A 23,553-nucleotide genomic window follows, 5' to 3' on the forward strand; every position below is an offset into this window, starting at 1 on the left:
GACTATGCCTTAACGAAACAGTGCAGCGGTTAAAATGAATAACTCGTCCTTACATTTGCACAATTGTTGATACACCTATTACTTCTTGTAATCACGTCTCTGTGATGCTCAACAGGCTCTGATTAGAGTATGGAGTAAATTTAAGCAATTGCACAATTTGCGAGGGTAAAATTAATGCCTTAATTGGCCATAAAAGTGACTAATTGTAGATAATGCGCGTTTGATTATTGAAGTTGCACATACACTCGTTATAATCGCCCATTCGCTGTTAGAGATAGTCAATTTTCTTTGCTTTTTCGCGCTCTAACATGTAACTCGATTATGGCGTGATTGTTCTCACGTTTATACTTATTTAAAGATGCAAGTGGCGCAGAGTAGGCGTCACCACTGTAAAGGAATTAAAATGCCTGTAATTACCCTTCCTGATGGAAGCCAGCGCGCTTTCGATAATCCAGTTTCTGTACTTGACGTTGCAAACGACATTGGCCCTGGTTTAGCCAAAGCAACCATCGCAGGAAAAGTCAACGGTGAGTTAGTTGATGCCGTAGATATGATTGAAGCTGACGCGCAACTTCAAATTATTACTGCAAAAGACGAAGAGGGTTTAGAAATTCTCCGCCACAGTTGTGCGCACTTGTTAGGGCACGCAATCAAACAGCTTTGGCCGAATACCAAAATGGCCATTGGCCCTGTTATCGACAACGGCTTCTACTATGATGTCGATATGGAAGAGAGTCTTACTCAGGAAGATTTAGCAAAGCTTGAAAAACGTATGCTCGAACTGGCTAAAACGAATTACGATGTAGTTAAAAATAAAGTTAGCTGGCAAGAAGCGCGTGATGCATTTGAAGCGCGTGGCGAAAGCTACAAAATGGAAATCCTTGACGAAAACATCAGCAAGGACGACCACCCTGCGTTGTATCATCACGAAGAATACACTGACATGTGTCGCGGTCCTCACGTACCTAACATGAAGTTCTGTCACCATTTCAAACTGATGAAAGTGGCGGGTGCATACTGGCGCGGTGACAGCGACAATAAAATGCTTCAACGTATTTACGGCACGGCGTGGGCAGATAAGAAACAATTAAAGTCTTATCTACAACGTTTAGAAGAAGCTGAAAAGCGTGATCACCGTAAAATCGGTAAAGCCCTTAATTTATGGCATTGGCAAGAAGAAGCGCCAGGCATGGTGTTTTGGCATAACGATGGTTGGTCAATTTATACCGAGCTAGAGAGTTTCGTACGTAAGAAGCTTCGCGACTATGGCTACGACGAAGTAAAAGGCCCATTAATGATGGACCGTACGTTGTGGGAAAAATCAGGTCACTGGGACAAATACGCCGAAAACATGTTCACCACAGAGTCTGAAAAGCGTGAATATGCGGTTAAGCCGATGAACTGCCCAGGCCACGTACAAATTTTTAACCAAGGATTGAAGTCGTACCGCGACCTTCCTCTGCGTATGGCTGAATTTGGCTGCTGTCACCGTAACGAACCATCGGGTGCACTACACGGCCTAATGCGAGTTCGTGGTTTTACTCAAGATGACGCGCACATTTTCTGTACTGAAGAGCAGATCCTTGAAGAAGTAAGCGGCTGTATTAAGATGGTGTACGAAACGTATGCTGCTTTCGGCTTCGATAAAATAGCAGTTAAGCTTTCAACTCGACCTGAGAAACGCGTTGGTGCAGATGAAATCTGGGACAAGTCAGAAGCCGCTTTGGCTGACGCGCTAAAAGCCAACGATATCGAGTTTGAGTATCAGCCGGGTGAAGGTGCATTCTACGGTCCTAAAATTGAGTTCACGTTACACGATTGCCTAGATCGCGCTTGGCAGTGCGGTACAGTACAGTTGGACTTCTCAATGCCAGGTCGCTTAGGGTCAACCTATGTTGCCGAAGACGGTGAGCGTAAAGTGCCGGTAATGATTCACCGTGCAATCTTGGGTTCACTGGAGCGTTTCATCGGTATATTGACCGAAGAATTCGCAGGATTTTATCCACTTTGGTTAGCGCCTCAGCAAGTTGTGGTAATGAACATTACCGATAAACAAGCTGATTACGCCACAAATTGTGTAAAAAAACTGCAAGAATTAGGATTTAGAGCAAAGTCTGACTTGCGAAATGAGAAGATCGGCTTTAAAATCCGCGAGCACACTTTGAAGCGTATTCCATATATGCTTGTGGTGGGCGATAAAGAAATGGAAGCGGGCGAAGTAGCTGTACGTTCTCGCCGCGGCGACGACCTAGGCAAAATGCGCCTGGAAGACTTTATTGCCATGGCTCAACAAGAAGTTGTTGAAAAGACGATTAAGTAGTTGAGCAAATTGTGTATAATGCACAACAAGGTGTCTGCTTTTGGTTTTACTTTTAGGTTTTTAAACCTCCCAAAAGCAGACAAAAGAATTAAATGTTTGGAGGAATAGCACATTAAAGGCGCTAACAACAAGGCTCAGGGCGACAAAGCCCGCATTAACGATGAGATTAAAGCCAGAGAAGTAAGATTAATTGGCAAAGACGGTGAACAGGTTGGTGTAGTTTCGCTTGCGGAAGCTACTCGTAACGCAGAAGAAGCGGGCCTAGATCTAGTAGAAATCAGTCCGAATGCCGAGCCGCCAGTCTGTAAAGTTATGGACTATGGCAAATTCCTCTTCGAAAAAAGTAAAGCTCAAAAAGAGCAGAAGAAAAAACAGAAGCAAATTCAGGTCAAGGAGATTAAATTTCGCCCTGGCACTGATGAAGGCGATTACCAGGTCAAACTGCGCAACCTGCGTCGCTTTCTTGAAGGTGGTGATAAAGCCAAAGTTACGATCCGCTTCCGCGGTCGTGAAATGGCGCACCAAGACATCGGTATCGATCTACTAAATCGCGTTAAAACCGATTTAGAAGATATCGCTACCTGCGAGTCTTTCCCACGTCGTGTGGAAGGCCGTCAGATGATCATGGTGCTAGCCCCAAATAAGAAGTAGTAACGGTCTAAAGTTTTAAGGAATCTGCACCCTTAAACACCTTGCTGCTAAACATTAACCGGTATGAAGTGACTGCAACACGAAAAATACCGATATTAAACAATGCGGAGTTTTAGCAATGCCTAAAATGAAAACTGTAAGCGGTGCCGCCAAACGTTTTAAGAAAACGGGTTCTGGCCGCTTTAAAAGCAAACAGTCTCACTTACGTCACATTCTGACTAAGAAGAGCTCTAAGCGTAAACGTCACCTTCGTGGCAAGAAACTGGTTCATGACTCTGATACCAAATTGGTTCAGCGCATGTTGCCTTACGTATAAGACTTAGGAGACTGATTAATGGCTAGAGTAAAACGCGGCACTATCGCACGTGCTCGTCACAAAAAAGTCCTCAAGCAGGCAAAAGGTTATTACGGCGCACGTTCACGTGTTTATCGCGTAGCGGTACAAGCTGTAACTAAAGCTGGTCAATATGCTTACCGTGACCGTCGTCAGCGCAAGCGTCAATTCCGTCAACTATGGATTGCACGTATCAACGCTGCTGCACGTCAAAATGGTATGTCATACAGCCGTTTCATCAACGGTCTGAAGAAAGCGTCTGTTGAAATCGATCGTAAGATCCTTGCCGACATCGCAGTACATGACAAAGCAGCTTTCAGCGCACTAGTCGAAGCGGCTAAAGGCGCATTAGCTTAATTATTAACTAATTAAGTTTAAGTTCTTTCGGGAAAAGGCGAGCAGGATGCTCGCCTTTTTTCGTTTTAAGACTTAATTCAATGCCTATTTTAACGCCCATAGCGGTCAGTGAATCGAACGATATCATCTTCACTTAAGTACCCACCAGACTGAATTTCAATAATCTCCAATGGGATCTTTCCCGGGTTTTCAAGCGAATGTATGGTTCCAATAGGAATATATACAGACTCATTTTCAGTAAGGAGTCGTGTTTCGCTGTTGATGGTTACTTTGGCGCAACCCGAAACGACTACCCAGTGTTCAGCACGATGATGGTGCATTTGCACAGAAAGCATCTCACCAGGTTTGACCGTTAAGCGTTTAACTTGGAATCGAGCTCCTTTATCAATCGAGTCGTAACTACCCCATGGGCGATATACTTCTCTGTGAAACTCGAATTCTGGCCGTTTATCACGCTCTAACTTATCTACTACACGCCTGATACTTTGTGTATCGTCTTTATGAGCAACTAAAACAGCATCTTTCGTTTCTACAATAATGACATCATGTAAACCAACTGCTGTCACTAGGCGTTGTTCGGCATTGATATAGCAATTGCTGGTGTTCTCTAACAGTGTGTCGCCAATACGCACATTACCATCGTTATCTTTATCTGCATTTTCCCATAGAGAAGTCCAACTACCTACGTCGCTCCACTTTGCATTTAAAGGTACCATCGCTGCACAGTCGGTTTTCTCCATGACCGCGTAATCTATCGAATCACTGGGGCACGAAGCAAAAATATCCGTATCGACCCGTATGAAATCTAAATCTGGTTTTTCCGTCTCGATAGCGCGTTGACATACCTCTAGCATAGCAGGTGCATGTTTACCGAGTTCTTCTAAGTACCTGCTAGCTCTAAACATAAACATGCCGCTGTTCCAGAAATAGCCCCCTGATTCTATAAATTGCTGAGCAGTTTCAAGAGTAGGTTTTTCAATGAATGAAGCAACATTAAAACCGTTGTCTAGTTTATCGCCAGCTTTAATATATCCGTATCCCGTGTGAGGGTGTTGGGGAACGATGCCGAAGGTTACCAGCAAATCTTGCTTAGCGAGCACTTGCGCGTTTTCAATCGCTTGTTGAAATAGTTCTTCATCTTCGATTACGTGGTCCGCTGGTAATACAAAAAGAATAGGATCATCGCCTTCTTTTGTTGCATGGAGGGCGGCAAGTGCAATTGCTGGTGCTGTATTACGACCCACTGGCTCAAGCAGAATTCCGTCGTGTTCGATATGCTTTTGGCGCAATTGCTCAGCGACTATAAAGCGATGAGCGTCGTTACATACAACAATAGGGGATTGCAAGTTGCTATTACTTAAACGTGCGATTGTATCTTGAAGTAGTGAACTGTCTGATGTCAGCGATAGAAATTGTTTGGGGTACGCGGCGCGAGATTTAGGCCACAGGCGACTACCAGTGCCGCCTGCCAATACTACGGGTTTCATTTTTATCTATTTAGCTCTTTGGTTTTAATAGGCGTTTTTATTCACAAAGCCGTTAAAGACAGTCATAAAGACAATCTTAATATCGAACCAAATTGACCAACGATGAATGTAATCTAAGTCATATTCAACGCGTTGTACCATCTTATTGGTCGTTTCAGTTTCTCCGCGAAGGCCATTCACTTGTGCCCAGCCTGTAATACCAGGCTTTACTTTATGGCGAAGCATATACCCAGTGATGATCTTTCGATACTCCTCATTATGCGCGACAGCGTGAGGACGCGGCCCAACGATAGACATTCGACCTTGTAATACATTAATAAACTGAGGTAGTTCGTCAAGTGAAGTACGCCTTAAAAAGCCGCCTATTTTTGTAAGACGTGCATCGTTCTTCGTTGCTTGCTTTACCACAGAGCCGTTGTCTTGTGTGGTCATCGAGCGAAACTTATAAACGGTTATTTGTTTACCGTCTAATCCGTAGCGCTTTTGTTTGAAAATCACAGGGCCTTTTGAAGTAAGTTTAACTGCAGCTGCAATACACAACATTGGAACAGAGATTAGCGTGAGTATCAGGGTACTCAGTACGACATCTTCCAATCGTTTTAAGACATCGCTAGCGCCTTGGAAAGGTGTGTCATATACACTCAATGCTTGTACATTACCTACGGTTTGCCAACGTGCATTGAGTAGGTTGTACATAAAGAAGTTAGGAATAACATACACACTAGCAGTTGTATCACTGCACTGCTCTAAGATTGCGCGTATACGATTTTCCGCACTCATCGGCAACGCAATATAAATATAATCAACTTCATTGCGCTTGGCCATTTCTATTGCTGCCTCTATGTTGCCAAGCACCGCGCCTTGTAATTCGTGAGGAAGCCTCTCTGCTTCCCTGTCATCATAAATACCATTGAAGCGAATACCTAAATGCTCGTTCTGCTGTATCTGAAGTGCGACATTTGCGCCAAGGTGAGTGGCACCAATAATAATAGAACGTCGTGAATTTAAACCACTTTTTCTAATCTTAAAAAGAAACTTCCGCATCACATAGCGCCACACAATAAGTATGACAAACGAAGAGGCAAACCACAGCAAAATAGCAGGAGGAGGTGTTTTGATATCTTGTACAAAGAAGTACCCAAAGGTCATTGTGCCCAGAATACTTAATCCCCAAGTAATGGCTGCCGCGCGCAAGACTTCAGGGGTACGGTGTCCGCGCCATGAACGGTATAATTCAACCCCTTCAGCGGAAATTTGAAAACATATGACATTGATAAATAAAAGAATAAGGCTAGTTGCATCAATCTGAGTACCGTAATACGCCGCAGATGCATAATACAGCATTGTAACGAGAGACAAGTCGATAAGGCGATATATCGTCGAAAAGCCACTTTGATTTCTAACCGCCAAGCCACTGTTGGTGCTGGATTCGACGGGGCGTGCTTTGATCGCTTTGTTAGATTCTACTCTGTTGTCCATTGAAGTATCTCTAAAAAATATGAAGTCCGAAGCTAAAGCGATTGTTCACTAGGAAGCGCCAAGCTTGTAAGTAAAGAAGAGTTGCTCAAAAAGAATAGGCAAAAACCATGCCCCAACGAAAAAGAAAAACAGAAAGCCTGTCACAACAGCGTACACCTCATATGAAAACTGCCAACGCTATCACTTAACATAGGTTAGTATATCCATGTTGTAATTTTATTACAAAGTGATGCAAAAAGGTTTTCCAACAAGGTATCTATTATTCAAAAAATATGTGCTCAAGCCGTTTTATTATACCTATTAAATGGGATACCATGTAAAAAAAGCGACCAAAGACATACAGTTGAAATAATACCTCGTTAAGCTTTTGCAATCTTGTCAGGGTGTGGTGTATCGCCAGATACGGTGCCAATTACTTCAAGAAAAACTACTCAAATGTACAATGATTAGCGCTCCGTCTTTTGAAGAAGGCGTTGCTGTCGCTATTAATTCGAAACAATTGCGAAAAGTGGGCACGCGTATTGCTCTCTTTTTAAATGATGAAATAATTACACAACGAGCATAGGAGAAATGTGGCGTTGTGAGTCAATATGCGTTGTCGTTATGCAACTTGGTTAAAAGTTGCACTGTTTTTACGCATTGAGGGCCAGAATTAAAGGAGCATATATGTCTAGAAGGACACTCAGTATATTAGCGTTGTCGGTCATTTGCGCCACACCAACGCTCTATGCGCAGGAAGCCGGACGCATTCAAGCAGGGCAGTTCGATATCATTCCCTCATTTGAGTCATCAATGGCGTATGTTGGCAACGTAGCCTACGCACGGGACAACGACCCTAAAATTTACAGTTGGCGAGCAATCTTTTCGCCTGAATTGATTGCTGCAACTCAAGTCGACGGCAATCCAGTTCAGTTTGGTTATCGTCTTGAACGTGGTGTTTATTTCTCTAGTACACCTGATGATTATACTGACCACTTTTTAGAAGCGTCAGGTGAGTTTGAACTCAATAGTCGTCATAGAGTAAATGCACTAGCCCAATACGAAGATGGGCACGAAGACCGTGGTACTGGTTTTTCATTGGGCTTAGGCACTAATATCGCAACACCAGATAGATACAAAAGTTCCTTTATAGGCACTGAGTATATGTATGGCGCGGTAACGTCAGATGGAATGCTTACTTTCAAAGCTAACCGACAAACCCTTGATTACGATAGAGATGAACAGGCCTATCTTATTCGTGACCGCGTTAAAAATAGAGTAGGCGCCGAATTTGGGTATCGCATTGGCTCAGCTACAACGGCAGTTTTGGACGTTACCCAAACCTACGTACGCTATGACAATCAAGAAGGTATTGATACCCGCGATAGTGACGAAACCCGTGTTCTTCTTGGTCTTAAGTGGGAAACAACGGCTGCGACTACTGGATTTGCAAAAGTAGGCTATAAAGAAAAGGATTTTAAAGCAGACTCTCGCAGTACGTTTTACGGCACTGATTGGGAGGTGGGCGTTGAATGGCAACCTCTGACCTACAGTACTTTTCGATTTTCCACTAATGCAGACACGCGCGAAACAAACGGTGAAGGTAACTTCATTCGCGGCAGAGACTATACCGCATCTTGGAAGCACGAATGGCTTCAGCGCCTGAGTTCGTCGTTAAGAGTGTCTAGAGAAACCAACGAATACTTCATTGATAATGACGCGATTGATAATCGTGATGACACCTTGATGCGCTATGTAGCATCACTTAACTATGAAGCACGCCGTTATTTAACCTTTACATTTTTCTATGAACTCGCTGACCGAGATAGTAACCGCGAATTAATCGGTTATGATAGAAATGTTGTTGGTATTTCTGCAGAGGTCACCCTGTGAAACGTAAAGTCGTAAGTTTTATTGCATGTTTTATCCTGTCACTGTGTTGTTTTGGTGCATTAGCACAGCAGGGCAATTTGAGTATGAGCCAGTATCAGCTTGGCTCGGGCGATAGAATTAGTATCAGTGTATTTGGGCAAGACGACTTATCGATGGAAGTGCGCCTACCTGATGTTGGCACCATAAACTATCCGTTTTTGGGCGAGATAAAGCTTGTAGGGCTTACCGCAGATGAAGTTGAGCGCCTGATTTACGATGGGTTGCTTGGTGATTACCTTGTTAATCCTTCCGTATCGGTATCCATTATAGAATATCGACCTTTCTTTATTGACGGCGAAGTGAAACGGCCGGGAGGTTACCCGTACCAACCGGGATTATCAGTGAATAAAGCTGCGGCGCTTGCTGGTGGATACACTGAGCGTGCGGCGCGCGATAAAATAACTATTGTAAGAGAAAAAGACGGAAGAACATTTGAATTCACTGTTACCGTCAGTGATATGATCCAACCTGGTGATATCATTACCATTAATCAACGCTTCTTCTAATACAGTAACGTTTGGGAATAAAAATGGCAGTAAATAGCAGGGAAGAGTTTCACAATGGTATGTTTGAGAATGAAACCATTGATGTCGCTCACTATTTAGGAATTATTAAGCGTTACGCATTTCGCATAGTGTCGTTGGCGATTGCGTTCACCATTCTCGTTACGCTTCTTGTAATGCGAATGACACCGCTATACACCTCTACTGCTACGATCCTTGTGGAAGCTGAAAAGGCAAATGTAGTCTCTATCGAAGAGGTCTATGGGCTAGATACTAAGCGTAAAGACTACATGCAAACACAGTTTGAGATTTTGCGCTCACGGCAAATAGCACAGCGTACAGTTGAGAGTATGTCATTGTATAATAACGATGATTTCATGCCAGCTGAAGACGAGTCTAGCATAGTTGATGATATCAAGGCTCAACTGACAGAGTGGTTGCCTTTCTTACCGCAAGAAGAGATTAAGACGCTAACATCCGAAGAAATCCTTGCTGCCAAAAAACGCAAAGCGACCTCTTTGCTTATGAAAGCACTCAATATTGAGATGGTCGACAACACTCAAGTGATGCGTATTACGGTAACCACTGAGTCGCCCAACCTATCTGCAGAGCTCGCTAACGCAGTTGCCGATGTTTATATTGAGAACTACTTACAAGCTAAGCTTGATATGACAGCGAAAGCAACCTCGTTTTTGACCGATAGTATTGAAGGACTTAAAGATAAACTGGATGTAGCAGAGCGTAATCTTGCAAAGTTCTATGAGCAAAATCAGGTGGTGAATATCGACGGCGTGGTTGGGCTCGCATCGGATGAACTAGAGCAGCTCAACAAGCAACTGCTCGATGCGCAAACTGCGCTTAAGTTAAACGCTGTAATTTATAGACAAACGCGTAATGATGTTTCGCTAAATGATATTGCTCGGTTACCTGAGGTACTTAATCATCCAACTATTCGCGATGTACGCCGCGATGAAGCGAAAGCAATGACCCGAGTTAGTGAGTTGAGCAAAGTATATGGACCTAAGCATCCAAGAATGATTGCTGCCAATGCGGAATTAAGTTCAATAAGAGATACCTTGAGTAGTCAAATTCGTGACCTTATCACCAGTATCACGACGCAATATGAAGTTTCAGAAGACCGCGTTGCACAGCTTGAAAGAGAAGTAGAAGAAGCTAAAGCAGAGTTTCGTTCATTGTCTGCGCTTGATAACCAACGCAAAGCGCTGCAGCGCGAAGTCGATATTAACCAGCAGCTTTACAATTCATTTTTTACTCGATTGAAAGAAACCGATGAGCTTGGTGGCTTTGAATCGGCAAATGCGCGCATACTCGACGAAGCTATGCCCAAATATATACCGTCAGAGCCAAACAAGAAGCTCCTGATTGGCGCAGCATTTGTTTTTAGTATTGGATTTGGTGTGTTTCTCGCCATCGCAATGGAAACACTTAACAGCGGTATTCGTTCAGTTGAAGATGTCGAGCGCAAGCTGGGACAGCGTATGTTGGGGCTTATTCCTTGGCTTCCGCATAAAAAGAAAACCAATTTGCCTGTACGCTCTTTCTTTGATGGTAAAAAGCACCAATTTGCTGAATCTGTAAGGACGTTAAGAACAAGTTTGTCGTTGCTTAACATCGACAAAGAAGAGCAGGCGATAATGATAACGTCCAGTGTTCCCAAAGAAGGGAAGACCACGGTATCTATTAACTTAGCGTTTGCACTAGGGCAGTTAGACAAGACTATTCTAATTGACGCTGATTTACGTCGTCCAAGCGTAGGTAAGCAATTTAATATTCCTAATTATCAACCTGGCGTGGCTAACCTCATATTAAAGTCTCACACTTTTGAGGAATGTCTGGTGCAAGATGAAGAATCACGTATTGATATATTGTCGGCTGGTACTATTCCTTCAAACCCACAAGAGTTACTCGCAGATAAAGGTTTTGATGAATTAATTAAATTCCTCAAAACGCAGTATAAATATGTGGTGGTAGATACTGCTCCTACGCAAGCGGTCAGTGATTCAATGGTCATTGCGAATTCGTGCGACTCTGTCATTTATGTGGTGCGCGCCGACAGTACGAGTGAGAAACTCATCAACAACGGATTATCACGTTTTCTACAAGTAGGCCATCGTCTTGATGGTGTGGTATTAAATCAAGTAGACTTACGCAAATCAGATGTTGCACAAAGGTATGCTGGATTTTATGACCAATATGGTTACACAAGTCATAAGAACAGTTAATAGAGTTTATTGATCGATATACACAGTCACATTTTACCTGGCATTGACGATGGTGCTAGGTCCATGGATATTGCTCTTGAAATGGCAAGACAGGCCGTAAGTTGTGGTGTGACGCATATGGTTTGTACTCCGCATATTCATAAAGGGTACTTTGACAATACACCACAATCTATAGAGGCGTCGTATCATTCGCTTGTAAAAGCAGTCAACGACGCTGATATTCCGCTGACACTTTCTTATGCCGCTGAAGTGAGAGTAAACGAACTTATTCCCGTGTGGTTAAGAAAAGGTGAGCTGCCTTTTATTGGAACGTGGAATGGTAAGAACGTACTCTTATTAGAAATGCCTCACAGTCACGTACCACAAGGTTTAGACAGTTTGGTAAAGTGGTTGCTTCGCAATAATGTACAACCTCTTATCGCTCATCCCGAACGCAACAGAGAGCTGTTGGCCGAACAGCACAAGTTTGCATGGTTACAACGCCTCGGTTGCTTATTTCAAGTGACAGCAGGAGCTTTAACCGGTCGATTTGGTGAGAATGTCGAGCAGTTTGCTCATGCTTTGATGTCTGAAAAGTCTTTTCATATTGTGGCGTCTGATACCCATGATTTGGCACGTCGTCCCAATGACATGAAAGCGGCATTTGAGAGGGTTTCGTTGTTTGACAAAACCTTTGCAGAATTGGTGTTTATTAATAATCCAGCAAAAATAATCGGCCAAGAACACCTGTGATGATAAAGCTTAAGAGCGTGTTTTCAGATAGTCGAGCTACCTCACTTATTAGTGGGCTTATTGCACTGCTTGCGCTATGGGCACTCGTTTTAAGTGCTCAGCAGTTCATGGCTGGAAATGCATATTACAGTGTGAAAAACAGTATTGAAAAATGGCAAAGAACACCTGACCAACTCAGTGTGGAGGGTGTCGACAATGCGCTTTCTCAAATAAACAAGGCGGTGTCTGCCTTTCCCAATAATGCATTCTATTATCAAATGCGTGGGCAGGTGTTCGAGTGGTATGCCCAAACACAGTATGTCAGCGGCCAGCTTCCAACAAATAAACAGTTAGATTATTTAAATGAAGCGTTTGTTAACTATGAAAAAAGCATACAGTTAAGACCAAACTGGAGCGGCAGTTGGGTAGGGCTTGCATCCATAAAATGGAAAAAGAATGAGCTAGATGAAGTCTTTTACCAGTATTTGAACATGGCAATAGAGAGTGGGCCTCAAGACGCTATCTTACATAAATTTATCGTTGAATTTGGACTAACAATGTTTAACGCAAGATCTGTCCACTATGTTAACGTGCGCGACTTGCTGAAAAAGCATTTAGCGTTAGGTCTTGCCAACCCGTTGAGTCGTGACTTTGTGCTTGCCGTTATTGCAAGGCAGCGGTCACAGAAAGTGGTATGCCGATGGCTAAATCAAGCACAGTACTCGATAAGAAAGCACATACCGGGTTGTGTAGTGTTTAACTAGCGTTCGCTTTGATCCAGTCCCACAAGCCAAGAGAAAAGCCTTCAAACAAATTGATGCCCAACCAACTCTTCAATATATAAAGCAATGTTAAACCAAATAGCATCGATACGCAGACAAACACAGCAATAGCGGTGGCTATAGCCATTTTGCCAATACGGCTTTCAATACGAGATAGGTCTCGTTTATCTCGCCCAGCAAGAAATACAAAATAGTACCTACTTCTCAGTACACTTACGGTTCCTCTAAGATCGACTTTGTGGGAACCCCATTGTCGTCCTGCTAAAGCCATATTCAGGTAAGAGAGTTGCTCATCAGAAAAAGAGTCGGCTGCTTTTTTCGGCATACGCTCTAGAACATGCTGTATATTCGGCTCTTCTCTAACTGGGTGCTTAACTTTAAAGACCACTGTGTTTCCTTCAATGAAAGTATAGTGAGAAAAAATCTACTCTTGCTGAGAGCGAGAGGGTCTAGCAATTTTAAGGGTTCTACTGATTGAACCTAACGCTAGAATAACAATAAAAAATACACTATTGGCAGGGGCCTGCAATGGGAAATCAACCGAGCAATGCAGTGCCATTCCCATTGTAGCCATTATACAGGCGAATGCTGTGCCTCTGGGGAGTGGGTGTCTTCGGTTTCGCATTGCGGAGAAACTGTGCTTTAAGCAAATTAAAACAACACCGCCAATGAGCAAACTGCCAATAACGCCAAACTCTAGCGCAAATTGTAGATACTCATTGTGGGCGTGATCATAGAAATGCTGAATACGTTCATTTTGTACTTGAGGGTAAAGCGTATAAAATGTTCCTCCACCAGAGCCTAAGAAGCCGAATTGCTTTAAAAGAGGCAGAGTATCAGTAATTACTTCATCACGACTTTCTTGGGCTAAGTTAGTTTGTTCTAAACGCTCTTGAACTTGCTTTAACCCAAAAAGGCTGCTGACGATAAGCACATCTATTACAAGCATACTAATGAACAGCGCAATATAGCTTTTTTGTCGCGGTTTAAAGAGTACAAGACCCAATGTTGCGGTAACTGTCATACTGATGAAAAACGCACTGTTACCCATTCTGGAACGTGACATAACCAGAGCAATCACCATAATAATGATGCCAATTCTAAATAGCACTTTGTTGCTTAACCAAAACTGGAGGAAACGCCTTAGTCTTTCCCGTGTTGTTGCGCCACTACCAATATGTAGGCTAGCAATCAAATAGCCGATTGCAGCACTTAGGCAAAGTAGTAAGAAATTGGCATAGTGATTCTTATAAACAAAACTCCCAGTGGCGATATGAGAAACAGGTAATCGAAAAACTAAACTGTACTGAAGACCAGAGAGAATCTCTAATGCACCGTAAATTGCTTGGAAAATGCCTACTGCACTTATGGTGACTAAAGTGAATTTAAGTCGCTTAGAAGAGTTGACCAGCGATAGAGTGATAAAAAATAAAAAGCAATAGGCGAGGGACTTTACGAATACTATGTGACTTTGCCCCACATCAAAACTCAATGAAGCCCAGGCCGATGTATGCGCACTTATGCCTGCCTCTAAATAGTCAAGTCGTTGTGGCCGAATAAAGTCGATAAAAGCAGCGGGTAGGGGAATAATATTGAGCAGTTGCCATGCTAGAAAGGCCAACCAAAGCATCGCAAATGTTCTATATTTGCTCCAGAGGCGGTTGACCACTCCTGTGTCGATTAGCACCAGTAACCCACCCAATGCAAAGATAGACATTTGCATGAGCGCCCATGCCCACGGTCGGTTAGCGCCTAGAGGTAAAGGAAGCCATATTAGGATAAATAAGAGAAAACCGAAAAGAAACTTTTCGGTTTTCTGAAACTGCTCTGAAACCACGTTTTTATATATTTGCTCGAGGAATGGGTAACTAGTTGGTTGATACTGTAGTGTCACCACCACCTGCGCCTGCCGCGCCTGTGCCAACGCCTAGCGGTGATACAGGTGTGCCAACGCCACCCGCCGCAGTTGCAGTAAGCGTACTTGGATCGATACCCGCACTGATTGCCGCCAACAAAGCATCCTGCTCGTTCAACATTTGCATTTGTAATGCGATGTTATAAATCTCATTGGCATCTTCTGGGAAAAAGATAATAGCAATAGTTACAACCTGTTGCGCAACATCCGGCATCACGCCAAAACCTGCTATTGCTAACTCAAACCCAGTAGCATTTTCATTTAGCAAACCTACCATAGTTTGGTAAGAAGGTTGGTTATCTTGCAGATAAGCCATACCCGTTGCATCAAAAAATAGGCCTTCGTCCAAAACGGTTTGGCTTACTTCAGAGGCGGCGACATCAGGTGAATCACCCTCATCAATCTGAGCAAGCACTAAGTTTCGCACTTGCGTACCGGGCGCAATAGAACTGTCTTGTGCAATAGCGGAAGAAGTGAGCATTAGAAGCACACTGAAAAGAATTGAAACAATAAGATTGCTACGCATAACTTTTCCTTAAACTAAAACATCGGGTTAGCTTCATGCTAACGCCATCTTTCGTAATTGTATAACAATCGAACGACAAGCGTCTCGCATTTGTTACGTGTTGTGTGAAATTATTCGCGAAAATCACACTTGCCACAGTGTAGGTTTTGCAAAATGGTAACCTTGCTGATATCCAACGTTCAGTTCTGCCAAGGCTGTTGACTCCGCTTCGCTTTCTACCAACTCTGCAATTACCTGAATATTCAAGCTTCTGGCGATACTCAATAAACTGCTTATGAATAGTTGGTTGTCTGCTTCGCTTTGAATGTCTTTGGTCAATTTACCTGAAATTTTAACAAACTGAGGCTGTATTGCTCTCAACCCTGAAAGCGATGCAAGATTGTCTCCAAAATGCTCAATTGTTACTCTGCACCGCATGTTTAGAAGCGATTGGCAAAAGGCTATTGCGATATCTTTATGATAAGTGAGCGCCGCATCTTCTATTTCAAACACCAACTTTGTGCAAAGCGCAGTGTTTTGGTTCAATAACTGCAAAAGCCAAACTCTAAATTCATCATTAGCAATAGATGCGCTTGCTATGTTGATGGCAATATCAGTTTTAGCTTCATTAAGTTTATTCATCACAAGACTGATAACAAGTTTGTCGACTTCGGGGATGAGGTTGAGCCGCTCTGAAGCAGGTATGAGCTGTGACATCGGAATAACAGTGCCTGTCTCTTTATCTTTAAAACGGGCAAACGCTTCGAAGTAAGCTGGCGAGCCTTTATTTGTATCTATTATTGGCTGAATAAGAATATCTGCACTTTGCTTTAAAAGAATGTCATTTAACCTTTCGCGCCAAGCAGTGTTGCTATGAATGTGCGTGAGTTCTGAGGCAAATTGCCAACCTTCAGATCGTTTAGTTGATGCCATCAATGCACTGTCAGCATTTTCTAGTACTTCAGTTAGCGTCATACTATCTGTGAATTTGGACGCCCCCATACATACTGTTTTATCCCCATTCTTTAATGGATTGTCTGTGGCTAATAACGTGTAAAGAAACTCTACTTTTTCTACACATTCGCGTTTTTCTATATCTTCAATTATTAACGCAAAGTCACCGCCAGAGAGTCGAAATAAATAGTTTTTCTCGGACGTAGTAGAAAGCTGCTGTTTTAATTTATTGGCAATAGACTTCACGTAGTCATCGCCTTGCTGACCGCCAAGTTTAGCATTAATGAGTTGCAGCTGAGCCAATCGAATTATAATGATATAGCCTTCTGACCTAACTGGGCTATTACTTAAAAGCGCGTTCATATGACGTGTGAAGGCACTTCTGTTCGACACGCCAGTTAAACTGTCTTCATAGGCTTGGGCTTTAAACAGTTCTGCTTTGTCAGACAGTTCTTTGAACATGCCTTCAACCGCTAACGATAGTTTATTGACCGCGCGAGTAATAAAGGTTAATTCTTTGGTAAATGGCGCATAGTTAATCTGTGAAAACTTCTGATTTTGAATGTCATTGATTTTGGCAACAACGATACCCAGAGGTTTGGTGATGGCTCGCACTATAAAGATAAGTGCAATAAAGGCGAAAACAAATGCCACTGAAAACATCAGTGCACTTTGTTTTACACTTTGCCATAACGTTTCATTGGCAAGTCCAGGATGACTTTGTACCGTAAGTTGACCCGCTAAGTTCCAGCCATTATTTAATTCAGTTTGCTCAACTGGCGGGGTAACTTCGATTATTTTTGTAAACCAAGCTGGGACCGTTTCGACACTCGTTGGGTTTCTGCGCTCGATAAGCATGTTACCGTCCATGTCGGTGACAGTAATATACTGATAAAAGCCGCGGTCAAAAATCGCATTAACCATGGTTTGTGCAACTACGATATCGTTTTCTTCTGCCAAATAAGGCGTAATTGATAAACCTAACGATGTAGCCGTGTCTTGTGCGTGTGTAGCCAATTGTTCGTTTACGTATTCTCTTGTGAGCTTCACATTAATCACAAAAGAACTGACAAAAACGACTGCCAGTAAAACAAACAAACTGGTGCTCAGTTGGGTAGATAATTTCATTATTCTTCTCTATCTCCGTGTATCACGCTATCTAGCCTTGATATCATGTCGTCCCACATTTTCATCGGGCCGCCGCCTCTTAATTTTCTTCCTGTTCCCATTGATTTTGCAGCCCATAGTCCGTTTCCGTTGAAGCTGTATATAGGAGACAAATCTCTACGTTTATTGGCCGGCAGTATGCGCCGATTAATATTATCCAAAACCAACGGAATAGAAGAAGGGGTTTCGTAGTAAGCTAACACCATATGAGGTTGTCTCAATTCAAGGGCCGTTACATACATTAACCGCAACTTTTCTTCTGGTATACCCAGTTCAAGCAATGAGAAATACTTGGCAATGGTATAATCTTCACAGTCGCCAGCACCGGTGGCAATGAATTCTATCGGCGTTGCCCAGTAGTCTTTCTGTTTCCAATGCACCAAATCATCAACAAAATCGAAGCGGTTGAAGAAACGGTTTACACCGTAAAGCTTTTCATCAATATCTTCGCGTTGCAGTTTGTCGATTAAATGTCGCCAATCAGCAACATCTTCTGAAGCATTTTCTCCGTAAAGCGTTTTCACTCGCGCATACACTTCGGGAGTGAAGAGGTTACTTTGTTGCGCAAACAAGGAAGAAAGCGAAAGAAGACAAATGCCTACCACCAAGCCCGCACGAATATTCAGTATACTGCGCGTAAGGGTATGGAGCTTTGTTCTGCTGCGTAGGCGATTGTTTTGGTGCAATAGGGTTTAACTTGTGCAATCAGTAGGGCAAGTGTAAAAATTTTTTCACTTCAGCGGTGTAGGATCACTTACCATCGGTTTTGCTAATGATGGCAAACTTGATGAAAACTTGAAAGGTTTTTACGTAATTCATCTAAACAAATAAACCACAACAAGGTTGGCACGCTTTGTGTTTGTTTTATGGTTTAATAATAAAGTACGCTTAGCCACTAGTGTTCATCATTAACATTAGTCACGTTCTTCGAGTTTTATGCGATGTGAGCCAACCGTGGTCGCAAACTCATTCGAATAGGCACTTTTACACTCATTTGTGGTGTTTTTACATAAAAAGGATCTTGCATGGACAATTCAGCACGCCCAGCGGTGTTTATCATCAATTCATTAGAAGGGGGTGGAGCTGAACGTGTAATGGTAAAATTGTTAGCCATTATGGAAAGCTATTACTATCAGCTGAACATTCCAGTCCATTTGGTTCTGCTTGACGACTTACCTGAGTCACAAGTGTGCCCAAATTATGTGAACAAAACGGTGCTGAATTCTAATGGTAGCTTGTTGGAGGGCTACAAACTGTTAAAGCCTTTGTTAAAAGCACTTCAGCCTACTTATTGTTTTAGTTTTCTAACACGAAGCAATTTTTTAAATATAGCGCTGGCTCGCAAACTCGGTTTTGAAGCGATAATTAGTGAGCGGGTGAATACATCTAGCCATTTTTCGGGTGGCCTGAAAGACACTGTTAGTCGATTGCTGGTAAAATTGTCTTACAAACGTGCAGCACGTGTAGTCGCTGTATCAGAAGGTGTTAAAGCAGACCTAGTAGAAAACTATGCAGTGCTTGATAGCAACATTTCAGTTTTGTATAACCCATACGATATCGAGTTACTCAAAACATCTGCAAAAGAAGATGTCAGCGATTTACCGACAAAGCCATATATCATTGGCGTTGGTAGATTGGTTAAGAACAAAAACTTTTCGCTGTTAATAGATGCTTATGCCGATGCTGGTATAGATGAATCGCTGGTGATCTTGGGTGTCGGTGATGAGAGAGAATCACTCGAGGCTTTGGTGAAACAGCGAGGCTTAGAGGATAAAGTCTGCTTTTTGGGCTTTAAAAAGAACCCTTATCCCTATGTTGCCCACGCAAAGTACTTTGTAAGCACTTCAAACGCAGAAGGGTTTCCCAATGCGATTGTTGAAGCAATGTGTCTAGGAAAGGCTGTAATCGCAACGAATTGTGAGTCAGGTCCAGCGGAAATTATTGCAGAAAAATATCCATACCAGGTTAACGGCGCAAGCCAAGAAAAAAACGGTATCCTATGTCAATTGAACAACAAGCAGGGCATTGTAGATGCCATGCACCAGCTCGCAGAACCGAAACTGCTTAATGCTTATGAAGTGAAAAGTTCAGCGTGCGCTGAAACGTTTTCGTACCCGGCTTTTCGAGAAAAAGTTATTGCCATTATTGATCAGGTAACACAATAGATATGTTTGAAGGAATGAAAGTAATAGTTGGGTTGGTAAGCCTTATCTTGGTTTACCGAACTATTACCGGTAACTGCAATAAATATTTGGCCTTTGCGATTTGTGCAATATGGTTGCGCTTCTTTTTATCTGCATTTCATACCATCACGTACCCTTCACTCATCGCCGGCTTTTCTATTAATGCGCTCTCTAGTATATCAGTAGCGGGCCTCGGTTTATTACTCATTCCCACCAAAGTGTTTACGCTTCGCAAGTTGCTGCCTTTTTATTTTCTATTTTTAGCAATCGCAATAAGCGGGTTTGTTAACCTTAAAATACCGGGCACAATCAATGTGTTGGTGAAGTGGTGTTATTTTCTGGTTCTCGCGGGCGCTATCTTTCTTTCGGTGCGCGCTCAGGGACAATCCGAAACCTTCAAGAAATTGCTAGTTGCCTTCTTCATGCCAGTGACACTTCAAATATTGTCCATTCTTTTAGGTGAAGTGAAAGCTACCGAAAATGATGGGTCGGCAAGTTACATCGGCGGCTACAATCACGAAGCGGCTTTTTCCATGATTATTGTGAGCTTCGTGTTTTTAGTTGGTCTTACTCAAAGAAATGCCATTAAGTTTCGCACATCACTATTTACACTTTCTGTTGTATTGCTTGTGTTAGTAAATTATCGAACAGCCATACTTACTATTTTACCTATAGCAGCAATATTCTATTACTCGCTGGTTGAACAACGCCTAAAACCATCACAGAAAGCGCCAGTTTTAACGATAGTTACAATGGTATTAGTACTGGTGTTTGTCGCTCTGTCAGTGTCAATGCAAGAGCGGTTTGCTGATGTGGGTACACTGGCTTCTAATCTAGATCTCATTTTTAAATCTCCCATGTATTTCAGTGAAGCTGAGAAGGACATAATGTCCGCACGCGTTTATATCTGGAGTCAGTATATCGATGCACTCATTAATTCAGATATGGTGAGACAGTTGGTTGGCTTTGGGCCAGAGTCATGGCGAGGTGTTTTTGATGTGTATGCGCACAATACGTACGTTTCATACCTTTATGAATATGGTTATCTTGGGTTAGTCACCTTCGCTTATTTGTGTATATTTTCGCTGCTAATCACACTCACTGTTTCGGACAAACGGTTAGCCAAGATTTTACCTTTATCACTCATAGGATTTTTAACAATGAACCTAGCAACTATGCCGCTATGGAACATTGAAGGCTTAATATTTTTCGCAATTTTAATCGGCGTGACATTGGCGCTTTCTACTAATGTGCCGTCTCGAGTTCACTCAGTTAAATTATCAGTATCCACTCCCACGGAATAGGTTTATGAAGATTTGTGCAATTGGTTTGCGAGGTATCCCTGATGTAATGGGAGGCATAGAGTCTCACTGTCAACAGTTATATCCAAAGATGGTAAAAAATGGTGCTGATGTGACAGTCATTGCACGGTCCCCTTATGTTGAGGGTAAAAAGTACGAATACCAAGGCGTTAAGGTAATTAGTTTGTGGGCAATTCAGCACACGCTATTAGAAACGTTTGTCCACACATTTTTTGCAATCCTCTATGCAAGGATTTTTGTAAGGCCAGACATTGTGCATCTGCATGCAATAGGACCTGCGTTATTCTCACCCCTTGCACGACTATTGGGCATGAAAGTGATGGTGACTCACCATGGTGCTGATTACAACCGTCAGAAATGGAGCCCATTCGCTAAGAAGGTTTTGAAATTCGGCGAAAAAATGGCTGTAACATTTGCCAATAGAGTATTGGTAGTAGGTCGCACGCTAACTAGTGCCTTAAGAGAGGAATATCCATCGTACGCCGAGAAAATAAGCTTTGTGCCAAATGGTATGTTGCCGCGTTTTACAGGTGAAATTTCAAGTAATCACCTTCCAAGTGAACTAGAGCTTACGCCGCAACACTATATTCTTACGGTAGGAAGACTGGTGCCAGAAAAGGGCTTTCATGACTTAGTCGATGCATTTGTTCAATCAAACAGTGAATTAAAGCTGGTGATAGTGGGTGATACTGACCACCATAGCACTTATTCCAACAAGTTGAGGGAAGCTGCAACCGACAATGTGATTTTTGCTAACCGTCGGGGTGGAGATGAATTAAAAGCCCTTTATCAGCATGCAAAGGTTTTTGTCTTGCCTTCTTATCACGAGGGTTTGCCTATCGTAGCGCTTGAGGCAATCAGCGCAGGGTGCCCTGTTTTGCTAAGTGATATTTCACCTAATATCGATATTGAAGCGCCAAAAGATTGCTACTTTCCCGTAGGCAATGTTTACGAGCTGTCAAAAAAGCTCTCTGGTCTTGATGAGCTCAACCTCACACTAAATCGCAGCGATTATTTAGAAAAGTACGACTGGGAAAGTATTTCAGATGTCACATTCGGCTATGTAGATGGCTTGAAAGCGTAGCATTTTTAAACGCCGACCCAAGGTGTGAATAAAAGCCTTAACTTAAAATTTACGCGACTTGGATGGCAGCAGCTATATCGAATTTGACTGTCTGTCGTTTATGTAAATCAAGTTATCTGTGCGGTGAACTAAACCAATTCAAGAGAATTAGAACATTCTCAAAGTAAGATCTGACAAGGATATTAGGATATTTTGTGAGTAGACTTATTAAGGCGACATCGTGGACTTCCATTTCTACGATAGTAAATCTATCTTTAACCATGCTGCAATTAGCAATATTGGTTAGAATTCTTGCGCCAAGTGTTTTTGGTCAGTTTGCAGTAGTAAACTTAATTCTCGAAATATTTGTCGCTTTTGCCCTCGGTGGAATTTCAAACTTTCTAATCTATAAAAGTGATGTGGACGAAAAAACGTCTAACGCAATTTATTTTCTTGCCCTTGCTATAGGGGCTATCTTTAGCGGGTTGTTATATATCTTAGCGCCATTTATTGCGACGCAATTTGGCTATGGCGCTATTGTCCAAGAACTCCGACTAGCCACCATTTTACTTGTTATTTCTTCACTATCTTCTCAATATCAAGCCGTAGGGATGAAGCACTTTGAACACCAAACCATCGCTCAAATTGATATTGCTGCAAAGATTGGATCCTTTATTTTTGCAATAACCAACGCAGAGTTAGAGCTATTATGCTTAGTGGGAGCGGTGGTCGTTTATCAGGTTTTACGTTTAATTGGGTTTATCATATTTCTCGGAAAGCATGTAAAGCTCTCACATCACGTTGATACTAGCGTTTACAGAGAAGCCTTTAGTTACGGTATCTTTGATTTTGGCTCTCAGTCACTCAATATTGTCCGAAAACAACTCGACGTAATGATTTTAGCCATCACCTTACCCGCTGCCCAAATGGGGGTTTATCATGTGGTGAAACAACTAGCGAGCCGCCCAGCCCAGGCACTACAGCCAGTTGTAGGCAAGGTGGCGTTGCCAGCATTTGCCGAAGTAAAGCAGGTAAAACAAACCCTACAGCGTGTTTATCAAGATTTCTATATTCTGCAGCTTTTTATTTTAGCGCTGATCTACGTACCGATTATTATCTTTTCTGACTTAGTGTTGGTTCTCGTGTTTGGTGAATCTTACGGGGAATACTCGTGGGTTTTGTCATGCCTGGCAGCGTTTTGGTTTGTGCGCGTGGCAAGTTCAAACCTTGTTGGCCCGCTTGTACAGGCCACTGGAATGACGAAGCGTAACTTTATGTGGAACATCGCGCTTTTGATACCAAATACAATAGTCATTTATACATCATCACAATTTGGCGTTTTATCATTGGTGGCGTCGATGGCAGTGTTTCAGTTGATTTTATTTCCTTTTGTTAGCTACTATTTTATTGCTCATATCGCTAACGTTCCTTTTATCTACTCTGCGAAAAATATGGCCTGGATTGTCGTTCTTTTTGCGCTGCCTCTCATTATTTTTAAATATTTTGCAATTCCGATGATTCCCGAAATCTTTCTTGTGCAAGAGGCCGCTGTCGCTTGCGTGTCGGGTATTGTTGCTTTCGCTGTCTTCCTTTATACCAAAGGACCCAAGCAATCTTTAATCAGAGTAAAAGGATTTTAAATGTCTCCTTCCAACAAAGTGTATTT

At 42.5% G+C, this 23,553-nt stretch carries 20 protein-coding genes; 13 read left to right on the forward strand and 7 right to left on the reverse strand.

Annotated elements, in window-relative coordinates:
* The first annotated feature begins 403 nt into the window (after positions 1 to 403).
* The 4 genes from thrS (at position 404) to rplT (ending at position 3,662) form a co-directional block, all read left to right on the forward strand.
* On the forward strand, positions 404 to 2,320 hold the full coding sequence (gene thrS, locus JN178_RS07960; RefSeq protein ID WP_202265102.1) for a threonine--tRNA ligase: 1,917 nt from the start codon (positions 404 to 406) through the stop codon (positions 2,318 to 2,320).
* Positions 2,321 to 2,431: 111 nt separating this feature from the next.
* Positions 2,432 to 2,971, forward strand: a complete 540-nt coding sequence (gene infC, locus JN178_RS07965; protein ID WP_071814473.1) for a translation initiation factor IF-3 — start codon at positions 2,432 to 2,434, stop codon at positions 2,969 to 2,971.
* 118 nt (positions 2,972 to 3,089) lie between these two features.
* Positions 3,090 to 3,287 carry a 50S ribosomal protein L35 gene (gene rpmI / locus JN178_RS07970; RefSeq protein WP_012518091.1) on the forward strand — a complete coding sequence of 66 codons (198 nt, stop codon included), beginning with the start codon at positions 3,090 to 3,092 and terminating at the stop codon, positions 3,285 to 3,287.
* An 18-nt stretch (positions 3,288 to 3,305) separates the two neighbouring features.
* The gene (rplT, locus tag JN178_RS07975; RefSeq protein WP_012518092.1) at positions 3,306 to 3,662 is read left to right on the forward strand and encodes a 50S ribosomal protein L20; all 357 of its coding nucleotides are present in this window, start codon (positions 3,306 to 3,308) and stop codon (positions 3,660 to 3,662) included.
* An 89-nt stretch (positions 3,663 to 3,751) separates the two neighbouring features.
* Here rplT and JN178_RS07980 read toward each other — a convergent pair whose 3' ends face one another.
* Together JN178_RS07980 and JN178_RS07985 are read right to left on the reverse strand one after the other, a co-directional pair.
* Positions 3,752 to 5,149: a mannose-1-phosphate guanylyltransferase/mannose-6-phosphate isomerase gene (locus JN178_RS07980; protein ID WP_202265105.1), complete on the reverse strand. Its 1,398-nt coding sequence runs from the start codon at positions 5,147 to 5,149 to the stop codon at positions 3,752 to 3,754.
* 24 nt (positions 5,150 to 5,173) lie between these two features.
* Positions 5,174 to 6,628: an undecaprenyl-phosphate glucose phosphotransferase gene (locus JN178_RS07985; RefSeq protein ID WP_159625148.1), complete on the reverse strand. Its 1,455-nt coding sequence runs from the start codon at positions 6,626 to 6,628 to the stop codon at positions 5,174 to 5,176.
* A 666-nt stretch (positions 6,629 to 7,294) separates the two neighbouring features.
* Between JN178_RS07985 and JN178_RS07990 the strand changes: the two genes are divergently transcribed.
* From JN178_RS07990 to JN178_RS08010, 5 genes are all read left to right on the forward strand, one after another.
* Positions 7,295 to 8,500 carry an outer membrane beta-barrel protein gene (locus tag JN178_RS07990; protein WP_202265107.1) on the forward strand — a complete coding sequence of 402 codons (1,206 nt, stop codon included), beginning with the start codon at positions 7,295 to 7,297 and terminating at the stop codon, positions 8,498 to 8,500.
* Between the two features lie 83 nt (positions 8,501 to 8,583).
* Positions 8,584 to 9,045, forward strand: a complete 462-nt coding sequence (locus JN178_RS07995; protein WP_202265980.1) for a polysaccharide biosynthesis/export family protein — start codon at positions 8,584 to 8,586, stop codon at positions 9,043 to 9,045.
* A 23-nt stretch (positions 9,046 to 9,068) separates the two neighbouring features.
* Positions 9,069 to 11,285, forward strand: a complete 2,217-nt coding sequence (locus JN178_RS08000) for a GumC family protein (protein ID WP_202265110.1) — start codon at positions 9,069 to 9,071, stop codon at positions 11,283 to 11,285.
* Between the two features lie 9 nt (positions 11,286 to 11,294).
* A complete protein-coding gene (locus tag JN178_RS08005) occupies positions 11,295 to 12,017 on the forward strand; it encodes a tyrosine-protein phosphatase (protein WP_202265112.1) in 723 nt (240 codons plus the stop codon).
* Positions 12,017 to 12,760: a VpsP family polysaccharide biosynthesis protein gene (locus JN178_RS08010; RefSeq protein ID WP_202265114.1), complete on the forward strand. Its 744-nt coding sequence runs from the start codon at positions 12,017 to 12,019 to the stop codon at positions 12,758 to 12,760. The genes JN178_RS08005 and JN178_RS08010 overlap by 1 nt, the downstream gene beginning before the upstream one ends.
* On the opposite strand, the gene JN178_RS08015 is transcribed toward JN178_RS08010, so the two are convergent.
* The 5 genes from JN178_RS08015 to JN178_RS08035 all read right to left on the reverse strand — a co-directional run bounded on the left by JN178_RS08015 (position 12,753) and on the right by JN178_RS08035 (position 17,945).
* Positions 12,753 to 13,166, reverse strand: coding sequence for a 3-phosphoshikimate 1-carboxyvinyltransferase (locus JN178_RS08015; protein WP_202265116.1), 414 nt, complete (start codon positions 13,164 to 13,166; stop codon positions 12,753 to 12,755). The two genes, JN178_RS08010 and JN178_RS08015, sit on opposite strands and share 8 nt — an antisense overlap.
* A gap of 36 nt (positions 13,167 to 13,202) precedes the next feature.
* On the reverse strand, positions 13,203 to 14,615 hold the full coding sequence (locus JN178_RS08020; RefSeq protein ID WP_202265982.1) for an O-antigen ligase family protein: 1,413 nt from the start codon (positions 14,613 to 14,615) through the stop codon (positions 13,203 to 13,205).
* A 31-nt stretch (positions 14,616 to 14,646) separates the two neighbouring features.
* On the reverse strand, positions 14,647 to 15,219 hold the full coding sequence (locus JN178_RS08025) for a hypothetical protein (protein ID WP_202265118.1): 573 nt from the start codon (positions 15,217 to 15,219) through the stop codon (positions 14,647 to 14,649).
* A gap of 123 nt (positions 15,220 to 15,342) precedes the next feature.
* Entirely contained in the window at positions 15,343 to 17,280 is a 1,938-nt protein-coding gene (locus JN178_RS08030) for a bifunctional diguanylate cyclase/phosphodiesterase (RefSeq protein ID WP_202265120.1), read from the reverse strand.
* Positions 17,280 to 17,945, reverse strand: coding sequence for a transglutaminase-like cysteine peptidase (locus JN178_RS08035; RefSeq protein WP_202265984.1), 666 nt, complete (start codon positions 17,943 to 17,945; stop codon positions 17,280 to 17,282). Before JN178_RS08035 ends, JN178_RS08030 begins: the two co-directional genes overlap by 1 nt.
* A 399-nt stretch (positions 17,946 to 18,344) precedes the next feature.
* Here JN178_RS08035 and JN178_RS08040 point away from each other — a divergent pair, with 399 nt between their 5' ends.
* The 4 genes from JN178_RS08040 to JN178_RS08055 all read left to right on the forward strand — a co-directional run bounded on the left by JN178_RS08040 (position 18,345) and on the right by JN178_RS08055 (position 23,527).
* A complete protein-coding gene (locus JN178_RS08040; RefSeq protein WP_202265122.1) occupies positions 18,345 to 19,484 on the forward strand; it encodes a glycosyltransferase in 1,140 nt (379 codons plus the stop codon).
* 2 nt (positions 19,485 to 19,486) lie between these two features.
* Positions 19,487 to 20,806: an O-antigen ligase family protein gene (locus tag JN178_RS08045; protein ID WP_202265124.1), complete on the forward strand. Its 1,320-nt coding sequence runs from the start codon at positions 19,487 to 19,489 to the stop codon at positions 20,804 to 20,806.
* A 4-nt stretch (positions 20,807 to 20,810) separates the two neighbouring features.
* Entirely contained in the window at positions 20,811 to 21,908 is a 1,098-nt protein-coding gene (locus JN178_RS08050) for a glycosyltransferase family 4 protein (RefSeq protein WP_202265126.1), read from the forward strand.
* 194 nt (positions 21,909 to 22,102) lie between these two features.
* Complete coding sequence (locus tag JN178_RS08055; RefSeq protein ID WP_202265128.1) at positions 22,103 to 23,527, forward strand: oligosaccharide flippase family protein; 1,425 nt, start codon at positions 22,103 to 22,105, stop codon at positions 23,525 to 23,527.
* Positions 23,528 to 23,553 lie beyond the last annotated feature (26 nt).

The organism is Alteromonas sp. KC3, assembly GCF_016756315.1.
Classification (GTDB): domain Bacteria; phylum Pseudomonadota; class Gammaproteobacteria; order Enterobacterales; family Alteromonadaceae; genus Alteromonas.